The organism is Actinoplanes auranticolor (genome assembly GCF_018332655.1).
Lineage (GTDB): Bacteria > Actinomycetota > Actinomycetes > Mycobacteriales > Micromonosporaceae > Actinoplanes > Actinoplanes auranticolor.
Map to the genome: position 1 here is coordinate 29,481 of NZ_BOQL01000042.1, position 14,489 is coordinate 43,969.

19 protein-coding genes are annotated in these 14,489 nt (G+C 72.5%); 9 read left to right on the forward strand and 10 right to left on the reverse strand.

All coding sequences use genetic code 11. From position 1 onward, the window contains the following. Window positions 1-59 precede the first annotated feature (59 nt). Both Aau02nite_RS25315 and Aau02nite_RS25320 read right to left on the reverse strand, forming a co-directional pair. Entirely contained in the window at window positions 60-1,226 is a 1,167-nt protein-coding gene (locus tag Aau02nite_RS25315; protein WP_212991062.1) for a serine hydrolase domain-containing protein, read from the reverse strand. Between the two features lie 33 nt (window positions 1,227-1,259). Continuing rightward, window positions 1,260-2,255, reverse strand: coding sequence for a zinc-binding alcohol dehydrogenase family protein (locus Aau02nite_RS25320; RefSeq protein WP_246595429.1), 996 nt, complete (start codon window positions 2,253-2,255; stop codon window positions 1,260-1,262). A gap of 74 nt (window positions 2,256-2,329) precedes the next feature. Here Aau02nite_RS25320 and Aau02nite_RS25325 point away from each other — a divergent pair, with 74 nt between their 5' ends. Beyond that, window positions 2,330-2,719, forward strand: coding sequence for a winged helix-turn-helix transcriptional regulator (locus Aau02nite_RS25325; RefSeq protein ID WP_212991063.1), 390 nt, complete (start codon window positions 2,330-2,332; stop codon window positions 2,717-2,719). Further along, window positions 2,716-3,183 (forward strand): hypothetical protein, encoded by a 468-nt coding sequence (locus tag Aau02nite_RS25330; RefSeq protein WP_212991064.1) that lies wholly within the window; start codon window positions 2,716-2,718, stop codon window positions 3,181-3,183. Before Aau02nite_RS25325 ends, Aau02nite_RS25330 begins: the two co-directional genes overlap by 4 nt. 9 nt (window positions 3,184-3,192) lie before the next feature. Here Aau02nite_RS25330 and Aau02nite_RS25335 read toward each other — a convergent pair whose 3' ends face one another. Together Aau02nite_RS25335 and Aau02nite_RS25340 are read right to left on the reverse strand one after the other, a co-directional pair. Continuing rightward, on the reverse strand, window positions 3,193-3,756 hold the full coding sequence (locus tag Aau02nite_RS25335; protein WP_212991065.1) for a dihydrofolate reductase family protein: 564 nt from the start codon (window positions 3,754-3,756) through the stop codon (window positions 3,193-3,195). A 67-nt stretch (window positions 3,757-3,823) separates the two neighbouring features. After that, entirely contained in the window at window positions 3,824-4,771 is a 948-nt protein-coding gene (locus Aau02nite_RS25340) for a GlxA family transcriptional regulator (protein ID WP_212991066.1), read from the reverse strand. Window positions 4,772-4,866: 95 nt separating this feature from the next. Between Aau02nite_RS25340 and Aau02nite_RS25345 the strand changes: the two genes are divergently transcribed. From Aau02nite_RS25345 to Aau02nite_RS25360, 4 genes are all read left to right on the forward strand, one after another. Beyond that, on the forward strand, window positions 4,867-5,409 hold the full coding sequence (locus Aau02nite_RS25345) for a hypothetical protein (RefSeq protein WP_212991067.1): 543 nt from the start codon (window positions 4,867-4,869) through the stop codon (window positions 5,407-5,409). 2 nt (window positions 5,410-5,411) lie between these two features. After that, on the forward strand, window positions 5,412-5,708 hold the full coding sequence (locus Aau02nite_RS25350; RefSeq protein ID WP_212991068.1) for a DUF3817 domain-containing protein: 297 nt from the start codon (window positions 5,412-5,414) through the stop codon (window positions 5,706-5,708). A gap of 57 nt (window positions 5,709-5,765) precedes the next feature. Continuing rightward, window positions 5,766-6,968 (forward strand): VOC family protein, encoded by a 1,203-nt coding sequence (locus Aau02nite_RS25355; RefSeq protein ID WP_212991069.1) that lies wholly within the window; start codon window positions 5,766-5,768, stop codon window positions 6,966-6,968. 86 nt (window positions 6,969-7,054) lie between these two features. Continuing rightward, window positions 7,055-7,681 (forward strand): NADPH-dependent F420 reductase, encoded by a 627-nt coding sequence (locus Aau02nite_RS25360; RefSeq protein WP_212991070.1) that lies wholly within the window; start codon window positions 7,055-7,057, stop codon window positions 7,679-7,681. On the opposite strand, the gene Aau02nite_RS25365 is transcribed toward Aau02nite_RS25360, so the two are convergent. After that, window positions 7,627-7,998, reverse strand: a complete 372-nt coding sequence (locus Aau02nite_RS25365) for a winged helix-turn-helix transcriptional regulator (protein WP_212991071.1) — start codon at window positions 7,996-7,998, stop codon at window positions 7,627-7,629. The genes Aau02nite_RS25360 and Aau02nite_RS25365 overlap by 55 nt on opposite strands. Before the next feature lie 77 nt (window positions 7,999-8,075). On the opposite strand from Aau02nite_RS25365, the gene Aau02nite_RS25370 reads away from it, so the two are divergent. Beyond that, the gene (locus Aau02nite_RS25370) at window positions 8,076-8,978 is read left to right on the forward strand and encodes an alpha/beta hydrolase (RefSeq protein ID WP_246595430.1); all 903 of its coding nucleotides are present in this window, start codon (window positions 8,076-8,078) and stop codon (window positions 8,976-8,978) included. Here Aau02nite_RS25370 and Aau02nite_RS25375 read toward each other — a convergent pair. Next, window positions 8,893-9,354 carry a VanZ family protein gene (locus tag Aau02nite_RS25375; protein ID WP_212991072.1) on the reverse strand — a complete coding sequence of 154 codons (462 nt, stop codon included), beginning with the start codon at window positions 9,352-9,354 and terminating at the stop codon, window positions 8,893-8,895. The genes Aau02nite_RS25370 and Aau02nite_RS25375 overlap by 86 nt on opposite strands. A gap of 6 nt (window positions 9,355-9,360) precedes the next feature. Next, window positions 9,361-10,212, reverse strand: a complete 852-nt coding sequence (locus Aau02nite_RS25380) for an oxidoreductase (protein WP_212991073.1) — start codon at window positions 10,210-10,212, stop codon at window positions 9,361-9,363. A 72-nt stretch (window positions 10,213-10,284) separates the two neighbouring features. On the opposite strand from Aau02nite_RS25380, the gene Aau02nite_RS25385 reads away from it, so the two are divergent. After that, on the forward strand, window positions 10,285-11,190 hold the full coding sequence (locus Aau02nite_RS25385) for a LysR family transcriptional regulator (protein ID WP_212991074.1): 906 nt from the start codon (window positions 10,285-10,287) through the stop codon (window positions 11,188-11,190). Window positions 11,191-11,248: 58 nt separating this feature from the next. Here the strand turns inward: Aau02nite_RS25385 and Aau02nite_RS25390 are convergent, their stop codons facing one another. Together Aau02nite_RS25390 and Aau02nite_RS25395 are read right to left on the reverse strand one after the other, a co-directional pair. Next, window positions 11,249-11,605: an STAS domain-containing protein gene (locus Aau02nite_RS25390; RefSeq protein WP_203775492.1), complete on the reverse strand. Its 357-nt coding sequence runs from the start codon at window positions 11,603-11,605 to the stop codon at window positions 11,249-11,251. Window positions 11,606-11,975: 370 nt separating this feature from the next. Continuing rightward, complete coding sequence (locus Aau02nite_RS25395) at window positions 11,976-12,314, reverse strand: hypothetical protein (protein WP_212991075.1); 339 nt, start codon at window positions 12,312-12,314, stop codon at window positions 11,976-11,978. 314 nt (window positions 12,315-12,628) lie between these two features. Between Aau02nite_RS25395 and Aau02nite_RS25400 the strand changes: the two genes are divergently transcribed. Continuing rightward, complete coding sequence (locus Aau02nite_RS25400; protein WP_212991076.1) at window positions 12,629-12,919, forward strand: hypothetical protein; 291 nt, start codon at window positions 12,629-12,631, stop codon at window positions 12,917-12,919. Between the two features lie 17 nt (window positions 12,920-12,936). On the opposite strand, the gene Aau02nite_RS25405 is transcribed toward Aau02nite_RS25400, so the two are convergent. Next, the gene (locus tag Aau02nite_RS25405) at window positions 12,937-14,445 is read right to left on the reverse strand and encodes a molybdopterin-dependent oxidoreductase (protein WP_246595431.1); all 1,509 of its coding nucleotides are present in this window, start codon (window positions 14,443-14,445) and stop codon (window positions 12,937-12,939) included. Window positions 14,446-14,489: the final 44 nt, after the last annotated feature.

Here is a 14,489-nt window from a genome sequence, read left to right on the forward strand (position 1 = left end):
GTCTCCCCTTCCGCGGGAACGCCGCCCGCCAGCCTACCGAGCCGGCCGGCGGATGGCGCTCATGAATACGCCACCTGCCGGAACTCGTCGAGGGCGCCGCTCCACAGGAAGTCGCTGACCTGGGTCATCGCGATGGCGGTCAGGTCCTCGTGCGGGTCGTTGAACCACGCCGTGCCGTAACCGCCGGACCAGCCGTACTGACCCGGGCTGGTGGCCGGCTCCTTCGGTGTCACGGTCACGCCCATGCCGAGACCCCAGCCGCTGCCGGACAAGAGCATGCCGCCGCTGGCGATCTGCTCCGGCGTCAACCGGTTGGTCGTCATCAGGTGGACGGACTGCTCGGACAGCAGCCGGGTGCCGCCGTGGACACCGCGGCGCAGCAGCATGCGGGCGAACGCGAGGAACTCGTCCACGGTGGACACCAGGCCACCCGAGCCGGACGGGAAGACCGGCGGGCTGCTCCAGACCTCTGGTGGTGTGGCCAGCTGCTCGGTGATCGTCCCGGTCGCGGGATCGGTCATGTAGTGCGGCGGCAGCTCGGCAGCCCGCCCGGCCGGCAACCAGAAGCCGCTCTCGGCCATGCCCAGCGGCTCGAACAACCGCTCGCGCAGCAGGTCGCCGAGCGGCTGCCGGGCCGCCCGGGCCAGCAGCACCCCGAGGATCAGGGTGCCGGCGTTGTACTGCCAGCGTTCGCCGGGCTGATACATCAGCGGGAGGGTGGCGAAGCGGCGGATCCACTCGTCCGGGTCGTGCGGCGTCCGCGGATCCGGCGGGCCGAGCACCAGCTCCAGCTCGGCCGCGGCCCGCACGATCGGGAACGGCGGGTCGAAGGTGGGCTCGATGATGGTGCCGAAGCCGTTGCGGAAGGACAGCAGGTCCTCCACCGTCACCGGGCGGCGCGCCGGGACGGTCTCCTCCAGCGGGCCGTCGATCCGGGCCAGCACCCGCTGGCCGGCCAGCTCGGGCAGCAGCTTGTGGATCGGCTCCTCGAGGTCGATGACGTCGTCCTCGACCAGGATCATCGTGGCGGCGGCGAGCACCGGCTTGGTCATCGAGGCGATCCGGAAGACGGTGTCGCGGCGCATCGGCACGCCACCGTCGAACGCCGTCGAGCCGATCGTCTCGACCCGGACGTCGTCGCCGCGCGCGACGAGCGTGACGATCCCGGGGAACTCGCCGCGCTCGACGCGTGCCGCCATCGCCTGCCGCAACTTGGAGGTCTGCATGTCGACCACCCTGCCATCCGGCACCGACAAAAATCAGAACCCGGCGAGGACCGTCTTGCCGATCGCGGAGCCGCGTTCCACGATGCCGTGGGCCCGGCGCAGGTGCTCGGCGGTGATGCCGTCGATCCGCTCGGTCAGCGTGGTGTGCAGCACACCCTGGTCGACGAGCTCGGCGGCCTGCCGCAGGATGTCGTGCTGAGCGGTACTCGCCGGGTCGTACAGCGCGCGGGTGAACATCAGCTCCCAGTGCCAGGCGATGCTCTTCGACTTCAGCGGCCGCAGGTCCAGCCCGGCCGGCTCGTCGATCGCCACCACCGCCCCGTACGGCCGCAGGATCTGCGCGAACGTGTCGACCATGCCATCGGAGTGCGGGGAGAAGACGTAGTCGACGCCACCGGGCAGGGCCGCCGCCAGGTCGTCGTGGTGGTTGACCACGCGGTGCGCGCCGCGGTCCAGCACGTACTGCTGCGACTCCGGGCGCGACGCCGTGCCGACGACCTCCAGGCCGGTCAGGCGACGGGCGAGCTGGACCAGGATCGAGCCGACGCCGCCGGCCGCGCCGAGAACGAGCAGGGTGCCGGTGCTGGCGGCGGTGAGCCGAAGCCGGTCGAAGAGGGCCTCCCAGGCGGTCAGCGTGGTCAGCGGCAGGGCGGCGGCCTCGGCGAAGTCCAGCGACGCCGGCTTGGGGCCGGTGATCCGCTCGTCGACCAGGTGGAACTGCGCGTCGGTGCCGGAGCGGGCGATGGAACCGGCGTACCAGACCTCGTCGCCTGGCTGGAAGAGCGTGACCGCACTGCCCACCGCGACCACGACGCCGGCCGCGTCGTACCCCAGGATCTTGGGATCGCCGCCCGGGTCGCTGCCCGCCCGGACCTTGACGTCGACCGGATTCACCGAGACGGCCTCGACCCGGACCAGCAGATCGTGCTCGCCGGGGGACGGCACCGGCAGCTCGAGATCCAGCAGGCTCGCCGGGTCGGAGATCGGAAGATTCCTGCGGTAGCCCACCGCGCGCATGAGTTCAGCCATGTCCGCGAAGCTATGCCGGGGGTCCTGGTTACCGTCAACGGCTGCTGGTATCCAAAGGGAACTACGATGGCCCGATGGCGACCCCTTCCTGCGGCAAGCCGCACGACGTCTACGCGGCTGCGTGCCCGTGCCGGGACATGCTGGATCTGCTGGCCAACAAGTGGAGTGCCCTCGCGCTGGGCGCCCTGGAGGACGGCCCGCGCCGCTTCGGGGCGATCCGCGCGAAGCTCGAAGGGGTGAGCCCGAAAGTGCTCACCGCCACACTGCGCCGGCTGGAGGAGCACGGGCTGGTCGACCGTACGGTCTATCCCGCCGTGCCGCTGCACGTCGAATACTCCCTGACCCCGCTGGGCCAGGACGCGTGTGAGCCGCTGGCCCTGCTGCGCCGCTGGGTGGTCGACAACATCGACCGCTTCCCCGGCAGCCCGGTTCTGTCGGACCCGAGCGTTAGCGTCGGAGCGTGACCAACCAGTGGCGGCACCTGCCCGCACCCGCACGCCCGATCGCCGCGGCCACCGACGCCGCGGTCGCGGCCGCCCGTGACCACGACGCCGAGGCGCTGACCGCGGCGGTGAGCGAGCTGGCCGCGCTGGACCAGGCCCAGACCGGCCTGATCCTGGGTACGACGGTGCGCCTGCTGCTGGAGCTGACCCACCCGGACGGCCTGGACGGCGACGACATCCGCACCGTCCTGGAGCAGAGCGTCCGGGCGGCAGCCACCTGGCAGCCCGAGGTGGACCCGCACGTCATGCTGGTCCTGCTGGCGGGAGCGCTGGGCGTGCACGACGACGAGGAGGCCGCCCCGAAAGCCGACGCGCTGGGCCGGCATTCCGCGCTGCTCATCGCCCATCTGCTGGGCCCTCGGCCGCTGACGGAGGTGCTCACGCTGGCGCTGGGCGAGATCGAGAGAGCCCAGCTCAACGACTGAGGCCCCCGGTCAGGGCCGGACCGGGCGGTACCGCACGGTCAGCTCGGCCGTGGGGTCGCCGGCACCGACCCGGTGGAGGTAGTGCGGCCGGCCAGCGGGCAGATCCAGCAGCCGGATGCCCTCGCCGAGCAGCACGGGCGCGATGTGCAGGTTGATCTCGTCGAGCAGACCGCGTTCGAGCAGCTGGCCGCCGATCGTCGGCGACAGCACCTCGACGTTCCCGCCGCCGGCCGCGGCCAGCGCGATCCGCACGGCCTCGGCCACGTCACAGTTGAGGAACGTGACGCCGTCGGCCGGCTCGGCGTCCTCGGGATGATGGGTGAGCACGAAGATGGGCCCGGTCCAGGCCCCGCCGTAGACGGCCCCCGGATCCGGGAACTGGTCCCACCCGCGGCGGCCGCCCAGGACCGCGCCGGTCGTCTTGACGTACTGCTCGACCAGGCCCGGCTGGGGTGAGACGCCGGTCATCATCCAGTCCATCTCGTGGTTCGGCCCGGCCACGAAGCCGTCCAGGGACATGGTGAAGTGCCAGAGCACCTTGCCGTCGGCGGTCTGCGGTTCGATGTCGTCCACTGCTGTCTCCTCTGCCGGTTGATTGCCCGTATGACAGTGAGACGGCAGCCACCGCGAGAACTCATCACTAGGCAGCAGAGCGGAAGGCGTGGCGGTAGGCGTGCGGGCTGGTGCCGACGATGCGCTTGAAGCGTTCCCGGAAGGCGGTCGGTGAGCCGAAACCGACCCGCGCGCCGATCCGGTCCACACCCTCGGCGGTGGTCTCCAGCAGGTGCTGGGCCTGCCGCACCCGGGCCCGGTGCAGCCACTGCAGCGGCGTCGTCCCGGTCTGCTCACGGAAGCGGCGGTTGAGCGTACGCGTGCTCATGCCGGCCTGCGTCGCGATCTCGGCCATGGTCAGGTCACGTCCGGCGTTCTCGTCGAGCCAGCGCAGCAGCGGTTCCATCGTGGAACCCCGCGGTGTCGGCGGCCGCTCCGGCACGATGAACTGCGCCTGCCCGCCGTCGCGTTCCAGCGGCATGACCGAGAGCCGGGCCGCGTCGGCAGCCACCGCGGAGCCGTAGTCCCGCCGGATGAGATGCAGGCAGAGGTCGAGCCCCGCGGCCGCTCCGGCCGAGGTCAGCAGCTGCCCCTCGTCCACGTAGAGCACGTCCGGATCGACGTCGACCAGCGGATGACGCTCGGCGAGCTGGGCGGCGGCCAGCCAGTGGGTGGTCGCCCGCCGGCCGTCCAGCAACCCGGTCGCGGCCAGGACGAAGGCGCCGGCGCAGATGGAGGCGATCCGGGCGCCGCGGCCCGCGGCCTGCCGCAGCCGCGCCAGAACCTCATCGGGTACGTCCGCGGCCAGCTCGACCAGCCCCGGCAGGATGATCGTGTCCGCGGTGTCCAGCGCCTCCAGCCCCCACGGCGCACGCAGCACGAAGGCCCCGGCATCGACCTCCGGGGTGGCGGCACAGACACGCACCTCGTAGGCGGGCTCTCCCCCGGGCAGCCGGGTGCGGGCAAAGACCTCCAGCGGCGTCGACAGGTCGAAAGCGACGACGCCGTCGAGGGCGAGCACGGCGACGGTGTGCATGCCGGGGAGCCTAGCTCAGCGCTGGCGAGAATCCGTTGGCATGTGGCGTTCCAGCCACTGTCCGCGGGCTGCCGGCCTGCATAGCGTGATCGACCGTGACAAAACTGCTTCTCTCGATCCACGTCCTGGTCGCGATCGTCGCCATCGGGCCGGTGACGGTGGCGGCCAGCATGTTCCCGGCGGCGACCCGGCGCGCCCTGGCCGAGCCGGCGGACCCGCGCAACCTGGCCGTCCTGCACAACCTGCACCGGATCTGCCGGGTCTACGCGACGCTGGGCGTGCTGGTGCCCGTCTTCGGCCTGGCCACGGCCAGCAGCCTGGGCGTGCTGGGTGACGCCTGGCTGATCATCTCGATCATCCTGACCGTCGCCGCGGCTGCGGTGCTGGTCTTCCTCGTCCTGCCGGGCCAGGCCACCGCCCTGCGGTCGGTGCCCGTCCCGGCTCGGGTCTTCGCGGACGAGGCAGCCGGGCAGTCACCCGGCGCGGCGGCCGGCGAGGAGGCCGAGCACTCACCCGGCGCGGCGGCCGACGGGCGGGTCGCGGCGCGGCTGGGCATGGTCACCGGCGTTTTCAACCTGCTGTGGGCGGTGGTCGTGGTGCTGATGATCGTCCGGCCCGGCTCCACGACGGGGGCCTGACCGTGGCCTACCGACTCCTGCGGATCGCCGCCCTGGTCGAGCTGGCCAGCCTCGTCCTGCTGCTGACCAACCTGGTGACCGTGCACTGGGCGCCCGTCGCCTCGCTGCTCGGACCGGTGCACGGATCCGCCTACCTGTTCGTGATCGGGGCGACCGTCCAGGTGACCGGGGACCTGCGCACCCGCCTCCTCGCCGCCGTCCCCGGTATCGGCGGTCTGCTCGTCCTGCGCCGGTTGCGGCACCTTCCGGGGCCGGGCGGCGAGGGTGGAGATGTATCGATGAGCGCCACGGGTCGTTGAACCTCTCGGCGGCCGGTACCTCGCCGGCGCCGAGAGTCCGCTCGACAGGAGCCCGCCATGGCCAAGCAACGACCGGTCCCGCCCGGTGGCAGGAAGCCGGCGAATCCCCGGGACCACCAGGCCACCCCGGCCCGCCCACCGATCGCCGCCACACCGCCCGGGCCACGGCGGCCACCTGCGGGCGACCCGTCCGACCCGCGCCCGATCGCTGCGCCGTTCATGCAGCATCCGGCCCCGGACGCCCGGACCGAGGTTGATCACCCGGATCAGGCCCACCACGGTCCCGCGGCCGGCCATCCGGAAGCCGGCCACCCGTCCGCCGAGGCCGGGCTTCCGGAAGCCGAGCAGCACGCGAGCGGGCTCCCGCATCCGCAGCCCGGACAGCACGAAACCGGGCTCCCCCACCCGGCCGCCGAACCGCACGGCAGCGGGCTGCCGCAGCCGGTGGCCCGCGCTGCCGAGGCGGGGACGGACTCGCTGGCGGCCGGCGGCAACCGGCCCGTGCGGCAATCCGGCCGCCCGATGCCCAGCCCTCGTCGCACCCCGCCGACAGAGAACCCTGCCGAGACGGCCCATCCCTACCCTCCGGCTGCTCCGGCGGCCGAGCAGGCCACTCCACCCGGTCCCACCGCCCAGCACGAGCCCGGCGCCGGCAGGCCGCCCGCCGATCCCGCCGGACCCGGCGGACCCGAGATGGGCGGGGCGCCCGCCGAACAGCGCAGGTCGGAGCCGCACAACGTCTCGCCCGCGGCCGGGCGTCCCGGCACGGCCAATGCCCTGCCCGTGCACTCCGGCCCGGGACCGGCCGGCAATCAGCGTTCCTTCCTCCCGGCCACCGGCCGCCGCCCCGAGACCGTCGGGGTCGCCAAGGTGCCACCACCCCGCCCGCTGCTGCCCGGCCTGCAGCTGCAGCCCATGGTGCACGTCGACGACATGGCCGCGGCCGTCGCGTTCTACGAGCAGCTCGGTGGGGAGGTCAACCACGGCGAGCGGGACGGTGAGTGGGTGCTGATGCAGGTCGGTACCGCCCAGATCGGCCTGGTCACCCGGCCGCCGGACGCCTCGCGCGGGGAGAGCACCGTGGAGCTCAACTTCACCGCCACGATGCCGCTCGACCGGCTCGAGCGCCTGTTGCGCTCGCGGGGTGTGACCGTCGTCGAGGTCGCCGTCGACCGGGATCTCGGGGCGCGGCTGCACGTGGAGACGCCCGACGGGATGCCGATCAAGATCCATCAGGTGGAGCCGGAGCTCATGGTCTGACGGCGGGGCCGGCATGGCGTGCGACACGTCCGGGATGACGCCGGCGCCGTCGAGCATTCTCTCCGGTGGAGAGACGGAGGATCGTCATGAGGATCGGCATCATCGGCGCCGGGCACATCGGTGGCAATCTGGCGCAGCTTCTCGTCCGGCACGGCCACCAGGTCGTGATCGCCAACTCGCGTGGGCCGCGGACCCTCGGTGAGGTGGCCGCACGGACCGGCGCCACGCCGGTGGACGTCACCGACGCTCCCCGCGATGCCGAGGTCGTGATCGTCGCGGTCCCGCTGAAGGCCGTCGCCGAGCTGCCCGAGGGGCTGCTCGACAGCGCCGCCCCGGGCGTCGTCGTGATCGACACGAACAACTACTACCCGCAGCGTGACGGGCAGATCCGGCCCATCGACGACGGCATGGTCTCCTCGCGCTGGGTCGGCGAGCAGCTGGGTCACCCGGTCGTGAAGGTCTTCAACACCATCGCCGCGCGGCAGCTGCTGGACCGGCCCACGCCGCCGGGCACCGAGGGCCGGCGGGCGCTTCCGGTGGCCGGTGACGACCGGCGCGCCAAGACGGTCGTGCTCGGCCTGGTCGATGAGCTCGGCTTCGACGCCGTGGACATCGGCGGCCTCGACGAGTCGTGGCGGCAGCAGCCCGGCACCCCGGCCTACGGTCCCGACGTGGATGCCGCCAAGCTGGTCGAACTGCTCGACGCGGCCTGAGCTGCGGCCCAGCCGCAGATCGCGGCCAGCGGCTCCTCCAGGGTGTGGCCCAGCGGGGTGAGGGCGTACTCGACGTGCTGCGGCGGCTCCTGCTTCAGGACCCGCCGCTCCACCAGGCCGTCCGCGGCCATCGCCCGCAGCGTCTCGGTGAGCACCTTCTGGGTGATCCCCGGCAGCCTGCGCCGCAGCGCTGCCGGGCGTTGCGGGCCGGCCAGCAACGCGTAGATCAGCAGCACCCGCCATTTCGCCGCGAGGCGTTCGAGTGCCTGCCGCGTCGCGCAGCTCTCCTCGAGCACGTCCGGGATCACCAGCGTCATCGTCCGTACCCCCGAGCCGGATGGGCACTATGAAGTGCCTTCTGGGCAGCCGTCCGGGCCGAGCCTAGCGTCGGGGCGTGGACGACATCCGTACCGAAGAGATCACCTTCACCAGCGACGGCCTCACGCTGCGCGGCACCTTGCGCGTGCCCGCCGGCGCGGACGGCGGCGCCGTCGCGCTGACCGGGCCGTTCACCGGTGTGCGGGAGCAGGTCACCGGTCTCTACGCCGACCGGCTGGCGCGTGCGGGCTTCGTCACGCTGGCCTTCGACCACCGCGGCTTCGGGGCCAGCGAGGGCCGTCGCGGTCACGAGGACACCCAGGGCAAGCTGGCCGACCTGCGGTCGGCGGTGAGCCTGCTGCGGAAACGGTCCGAAGTGGACCCCGAGCGGGTCGGCCTGGTCGGGATCTGCCTGGGCGGCGGGTACGCGGTCAGCGCGGCCGCCACCGACCCCCGGGTACGCGCCGTGGCCGGAATCGCCGGCGCCTACAACAGCCCGGCCTGGTTCGCCCGCGACCCGGCGGCCTACCGCGCCGGCCTCCGCGGCTTCATCGACTCCTACGACGACTACCTGCCGGCCGTGGCGCCGGACGACGGCGAGGCCGCGATGGCCGGCGCGGAGCCCTTCGCCTACTACGGCACCGCCCGTTCCACCGCCGCCACCTGGGAGAACAGGGTGACCCGGGGGTCGCTGCACGCGTTGCTGACCTTCGACGCGCTGGGCCGGGCGGCGTTGCTGGCCGAGACGCCGCTGCTGATCGTGCACGGTCGCCGGGACGACTACTGCAGCCCGGAACTGGCCACCCGGATGTACGAGGAGACGCCCGGGGACAAGGAGATCGTCTGGCTGGACGCCGACCGGCACGTCGACCTGTACGACCGGGAGCCGCACGTCAGCCGGGCGGTGACGGCGACGGCGGACTTCCTGCGCCGTACCCTGCGCGGTGCTGCCGTGACGGCACGGCCAGCCGCAGGATGAGCAGGCCGAGCAGCGCACCGGCGGTGTTGGCGATCAGATCGTTGACGTCGACCGTGCGGCGGCTGCCCAGCGTCATCCCGAGCATGAACTGGGTCACCTCGATGGCCGAGCTGGCCGCGGCCGCGTGCCCGGCGAGCCGGCCGATGGCGTCCAGCGACGGCCGGAGCAGCGGCAGCAGGATGCCCAGCGGGATGAACATGATGACGTTGAGCACGAAGCTCGGGGCGTCCACGTCCCCGGGGATCCAGTGGAACACCGTCCACCATGGCTCCCCGGCCCAGTAGGCCGCGGACCGTACCCGGATCGGGAAGACGGTGATGGCGACGACGCTCACGGCGTACAGGAAAAGGAATGTGACCGTCAGCCGCCGCACCATGATCTGTCAACGGTAGGCGACCCCGGAGAGTGCGGTCGAGCGGCTCAGCTCCGCCCACTTGTCGAGATCCGCCCGGACCGCGTCGAGGTGCGCGCCGATGTGGTCGACGGCGTCCGCGCCGAGGGCCAGGCGCAGGGGCGGGTCGTCGCTGCGCAGCACCGTGACGACGGCCCGGGCGGCCTTGGCGGGGTCACCGGGCTGTTTGCCGTCCATCTGCTCGACGGCCGCGCGGGTCGGCCCGGTCGACTCCCGGTACGCGTCGATCGGGGCCGAGCGGTGCATCCGGGCCCCGCCGAATTCGGTACGGAAGGCACCCGGCTCGACGATCAGCGTCGTGATGCCCAGCGGCCGCACCTCGGCGGCGAGCGCCTCGGACAGTCCTTCCAGCGCGAACTTCGCGGCGCAGTAAGCACCGAAGCCGGGCATGCTGACCTGCCCGCCCATCGAGCTCATCTGCACGATCGCGCCGCTGCCCCGGGCCCGCAGGTGCGGCAGCACGGCCTTGGTCACCTCGACGGCCCCGAAGAACATGACCTCCATCAGCGCGCGCAGGTCGGCCATCGTGAGCTCCTCGACCGCGCCGACGGACCCGTGCCCGGCGTTGTTGACCACCACGTCGATGCGCCCGAACGTGTCCAGGGCGGTGGCGACCGCCGCCGCGACGGACGCCGGATCGGTGACGTCGAGGGCCGTGGGTGCGATCCGGCCCCCGCCGGCCGCGACCAGATCCGCGAGTTGTTCCGGGCGGCGGGCGGTCGCGAGCACCCGGTCACCGGCCGCGTGGGCCGCCAGCACCAGTTCCCGGCCGAAGCCCGCCGAGCAGCCGGTGATGACCCATACCTTGTCTGTCTCGACCATGGCTCCCAGCCTGCCGGTCCGGCGGACGACGCGGCCAACATCGACTTCCTGACGTCACTACAGTCGGAGACTGTGACCACCCCCGAGCTGCGGCAGCTGGGCTACTTCGTCGCGGTCGCCGAGCGGTTGAGCTTCACCCGGGCGGCGGCCGACCTGCACATCGCGCAGCAGTCGCTGTCCGCCCAGATCACCGTGCTGGAACGCATCCTCGGCGCCCGGTTGTTCGACCGCGACAGCCGCGGGACCCGGCTCACCGAGGTCGGCCGGCTGTTCCTGCCGGAGGCCTGCGCCGTGCTGGCCCGGGCGGAGGAAGCGGTGGCGACGGTCGGCCGGGCGGCCCGGGGTGAGATCGGCCGGCTCAGCGTGGCGTTCCTGTCGTCGGTGGCGAACTACATGCTGCCGCCGGTCGTGCGGGCGTTCCGCGCGCAGTATCCGGACGTCGAGCTGGTCACCGCCGACATCGGCATCGCCGAGCTGGTCGCCGGTCTGCGCGACGGGCGCTTCGACGCCGCCTTCACCCGGCCACCGCTGGTCGACGACCTGGTCACCCGCACACTGACCGTCGAGCCGGTCTGTGCCGTGCTGCCGGCCGGGCACCGCCTGGCCGGCCGGAGCGAGGTGGAGCTGGCCGAGCTGGCCGGCGATCCGTGGGTGCTGACGCCGCGCGAGTCGTGGCCGCCGTGGCACGCCGAGTACGACCGGGACTTCGCGATCGCCGGATTCACGCCCCGGGTGGTGCAGCGGTCGGCCACCGTGCCGAGCCTGCTGGGGCTGGTCGCGGCCGGCGTCGGGGTGACGCGGCTGGCCCGGTCCGCCCGCACGCTGCGCGACAGCGGGGTGGTCTTCGTCCCGCTGGTCGCCGAGCGGGCCGCCACTGTCGCCGCCTGGCATCCGCGGGCGGAACGGCCGGTGCTGACCCACCTGCTGGAGGTGGTCACCGACCTGGCCGCTTCGACGGACCTCACCCGGGCCGGATGAGGTCGCGGGCAGGCCGGGAAATCGGCGCGCCGAATTCCCTCGATCGGGTGACGGTGGATCAGCTGGGGCGCAGGCCCACCGAGGTCCGCGGGGAGGGCGGCTCGGCGCAGCCCAGCAGGCCGACCAGTCCGGAGATCCACAGCTGGCGGTAGACCGTCGGGCTCGGGTGGCTCACCACGAGCTTGACGCCGCTGGCGGCGGCCGTGTGGAAGCAGGCCACGAGGATGCCGATGCCGATGCTGTCGATCAGCATCACCCGTTGGAGGTCGAGATCGATCTTCCCGGGCGTGGAAGTGGTGAGCACGTCGTTGACCGCATCACGCATCACGTGCGCGTTGTCGAGATCGATCTCGCCGCTCGGCGCGATCTCGACGGTGCCATCGGCCAACTGACGAGTGGTGATCGGCAGATACACAGCTGCCCTCTTCCTGGGCGTCGTGCGGACGACGCCACCTCCGCGCGGGGGTCTCTGCGCTGACCAGCTGCGCAGCTCGGCGCCTCACCCAGGCGCCCACCGGATACCGCGTCCAACAACAGTCCGCTGGTCTGCAAGTTACGCCAGGTAGGCGCGGAACGCCAGAGTAGTTCATATGGCCAGAATGTGCTGGATCGGTCACCGGCGGACCCGCGCGTCGACGGCCCCGGGCCGAACCGGACCCGCGGCAGAGCGCGGAACGTCAGCTGAGGCCCGAACGACCGCCTTGCGCGACATGATCCAAGTCGGACCCGGGGTCATCGGCCGGCCGGGTTTCCGCCTCGGCGTGACGCTTGTCGCGCCCCCGCCGCTATTCGCCGGGATCGTGGCGGCGGCGATGGCGTGGCAGCTGCTCTATCCGGGGTGCGCCGGCGGTCTCGCCGAGCAGGTTTCCCCGGGACGGCACCCAGTCCCGCCAGGGGCCGAGCCGTGGTGGCACCGAGGCAGCCACCCCGTCACCGGAGCCCTGCAGAGCGTGGAGATACTCCAGCACCCGGGCTGCGGAGAGACAGCCCTCCAGCGCCATGTTCAGCATCACGCGGGTGTCCTCGTCGAACGCGCGGTCCCGGCCGCGCAGCAGAGCGGCCAGCCCCGCCAGCAGCTGGACGACCTCACTCGCGTCCCGCTCGGCATCCGGCAGGCTGCTCACTGAACATCCCAGCGATCGATCATCTGTCACGTTCCCCTCGCGCCACGTGCCGCGAGTCGCCGCCGGCGGCCCACGCACTGAGCGATCCCCGCCGGAACACTCACACACGTGCCAACGCAGAAATGTATTCGGCTCACTACACACCGTCCATCCGATGCGCGCGCCCGTTGTCCGAATCACGCTCGCTTGGCGGTCGAAGTGCTTGATCGTCCCATTTATGCGGCCGGCGGGACGGGCGGATGAGTGCTGGGCAACCCGGGTAAGGCGGAGTAGGAAGAAGATCGAGGTATCGAGGCATCCACGTTGGAGGGGCCATGACCGACGAGAACCGCCAGCCGCTGGAGGAGACCCCGGAGGTCGCGGACGCCGTGGAGGACGATGTCGCCGTGAGCGCTTTCGTCACCGGCGGCGGTCCCGACTCCGACAATCCGGAGTTCCTGGAGCCCGGCGCGGAGCCGGCGGTACGGACCGGGGCTGAGCAGGAGTGGGAGCCGGTCGACCTGGCGCTGGCCGAGGGCCGGGACCCGACACCGGAGAACATCGAGCGGGCCCGCCGGGAGCTGGAACGGGACGGCGCGGCAGCCATCGAGCGCACGGTTCCCTAGGGCCCCGTCCTGGCTGATCACTCCACCGTCGCGGTGATGGTGTGCCAGCCGGTCGCCCCGTCCGGGAACGGGGTCGCGCGCTGCCCGGTCTGCACGGCTCCGGTGCCGTCGATCGCCCGGACGGAGAGGGTGTGCAGGCCGGCGGTGGCGGGCCAGTCGTAGCGCCACTGGACCCAGGTGTCCGTGGACGGGACGGGCAGCAACTCCGCCTTGGCCCAGGCCCGGTCGTCGACGCGTACCTCGACCGATCTGATGCCGCGGCCCTGGGCCCAGGCGACGCCGGCCACGGTGACCCGGCCCGCCGTCAGCTTCGCGAAGGGTGCCGGCTTGTCGATCCGCGATGCCGTCTTGACCGGGCCGCGGGCGCCCCACTTGCGGCGCACCCAGTAGGCGTCGAAGTCGGCGAAGGTGGTCAGCTCGATCTCGGTCATCCACTTGCAGGCACCGGCGTAGCCGTACAGGCCGGGGGTCAGCATGCGGACCGGGAAACCGTGTTCCAGCGGCAGCGGCTCGCCGTTCATCCCGACGCAGAGCATCGTGTCGCGGCCGTCGAAGATCGTCTCGACCGGCGTCCCGATCGTCATGCCCTCGGCCGAGCGGGCCACCACCTGATCGGCGCCGGGCTTGACGCCGAGCTCCCGCAGCAGCGGGGCGAGCGGCACGCCGAGCCAGCGGGCAGTGCCGATGTACGGCCCCCCGACCTCGTTCGACACGCAGTTGAGGGTGATGTCCCGCTCGATCAGCGGCCGCTTCAGCAGATCGTCGAAGGACAGCTCGACCTCGCGCCCGACCATCCCGTGGATACGCAACCGCCAGGTGTCCACGTCGAGGGAGGGCACGGTCAGCGCGGTGTCGACGCGGTAGAAGTCGGCGTTGGTGGTCATGAAACCCGGGGCGGTGCCCGCAGGCAGCGGTTTCGCCGGGCTCGCGGCCACGGGCAGGTCGATGGCCTCGCGGGACCGGGTGACGGCACCGCCGCGGACCCGCTTGACGACTTCCGACGTACCACCGGCGACGACGGCGCCGCCGGCGATCACCGCAGCGGTGCGCAGGAAGGCGCGGCGATCGAAACCGGCCGGCCCGGGCTCCGCCGGATCGGTCCGGTAGGAGCGGTGGAGCAGGAACAGCAGGGTGGCTCCGGCGATGGCAGCGCCCACAATGGACGGCACCACGTCGTAGGCGATGGCGGCCGGCCGCAGCGCGGCGGCGACCGCGCCGGCCAGGCCGAACAGAGCGGCCCCGGCGACGGCGATCCAGCGGTGCCGGACACTGAGCACGCCGACCAGGGCGGTGAACAGGATCAGCGCCAGGGCGATCGTGCCGAGCAGGACGGGCTTGTCGTTCGTGCCGAGCGTGCGTACCGCGAACTCCTTGAGCGGCGTCGGCGCCGCGTCGATCACCGCGCCCCCGACGGCGACCAGCGGACCGGCCTGGGGGCGGGTCGCGGCCGCGAGCACTTCCGCGAGAGCGACCCCGAATGCGGCCGAGAGCACACCGATGAGGGCGGGCCAGGCGATACGACGCACGACGATCTCCTTCCTGGCCGGGCGCCGGCCGTGGTCACCACCAC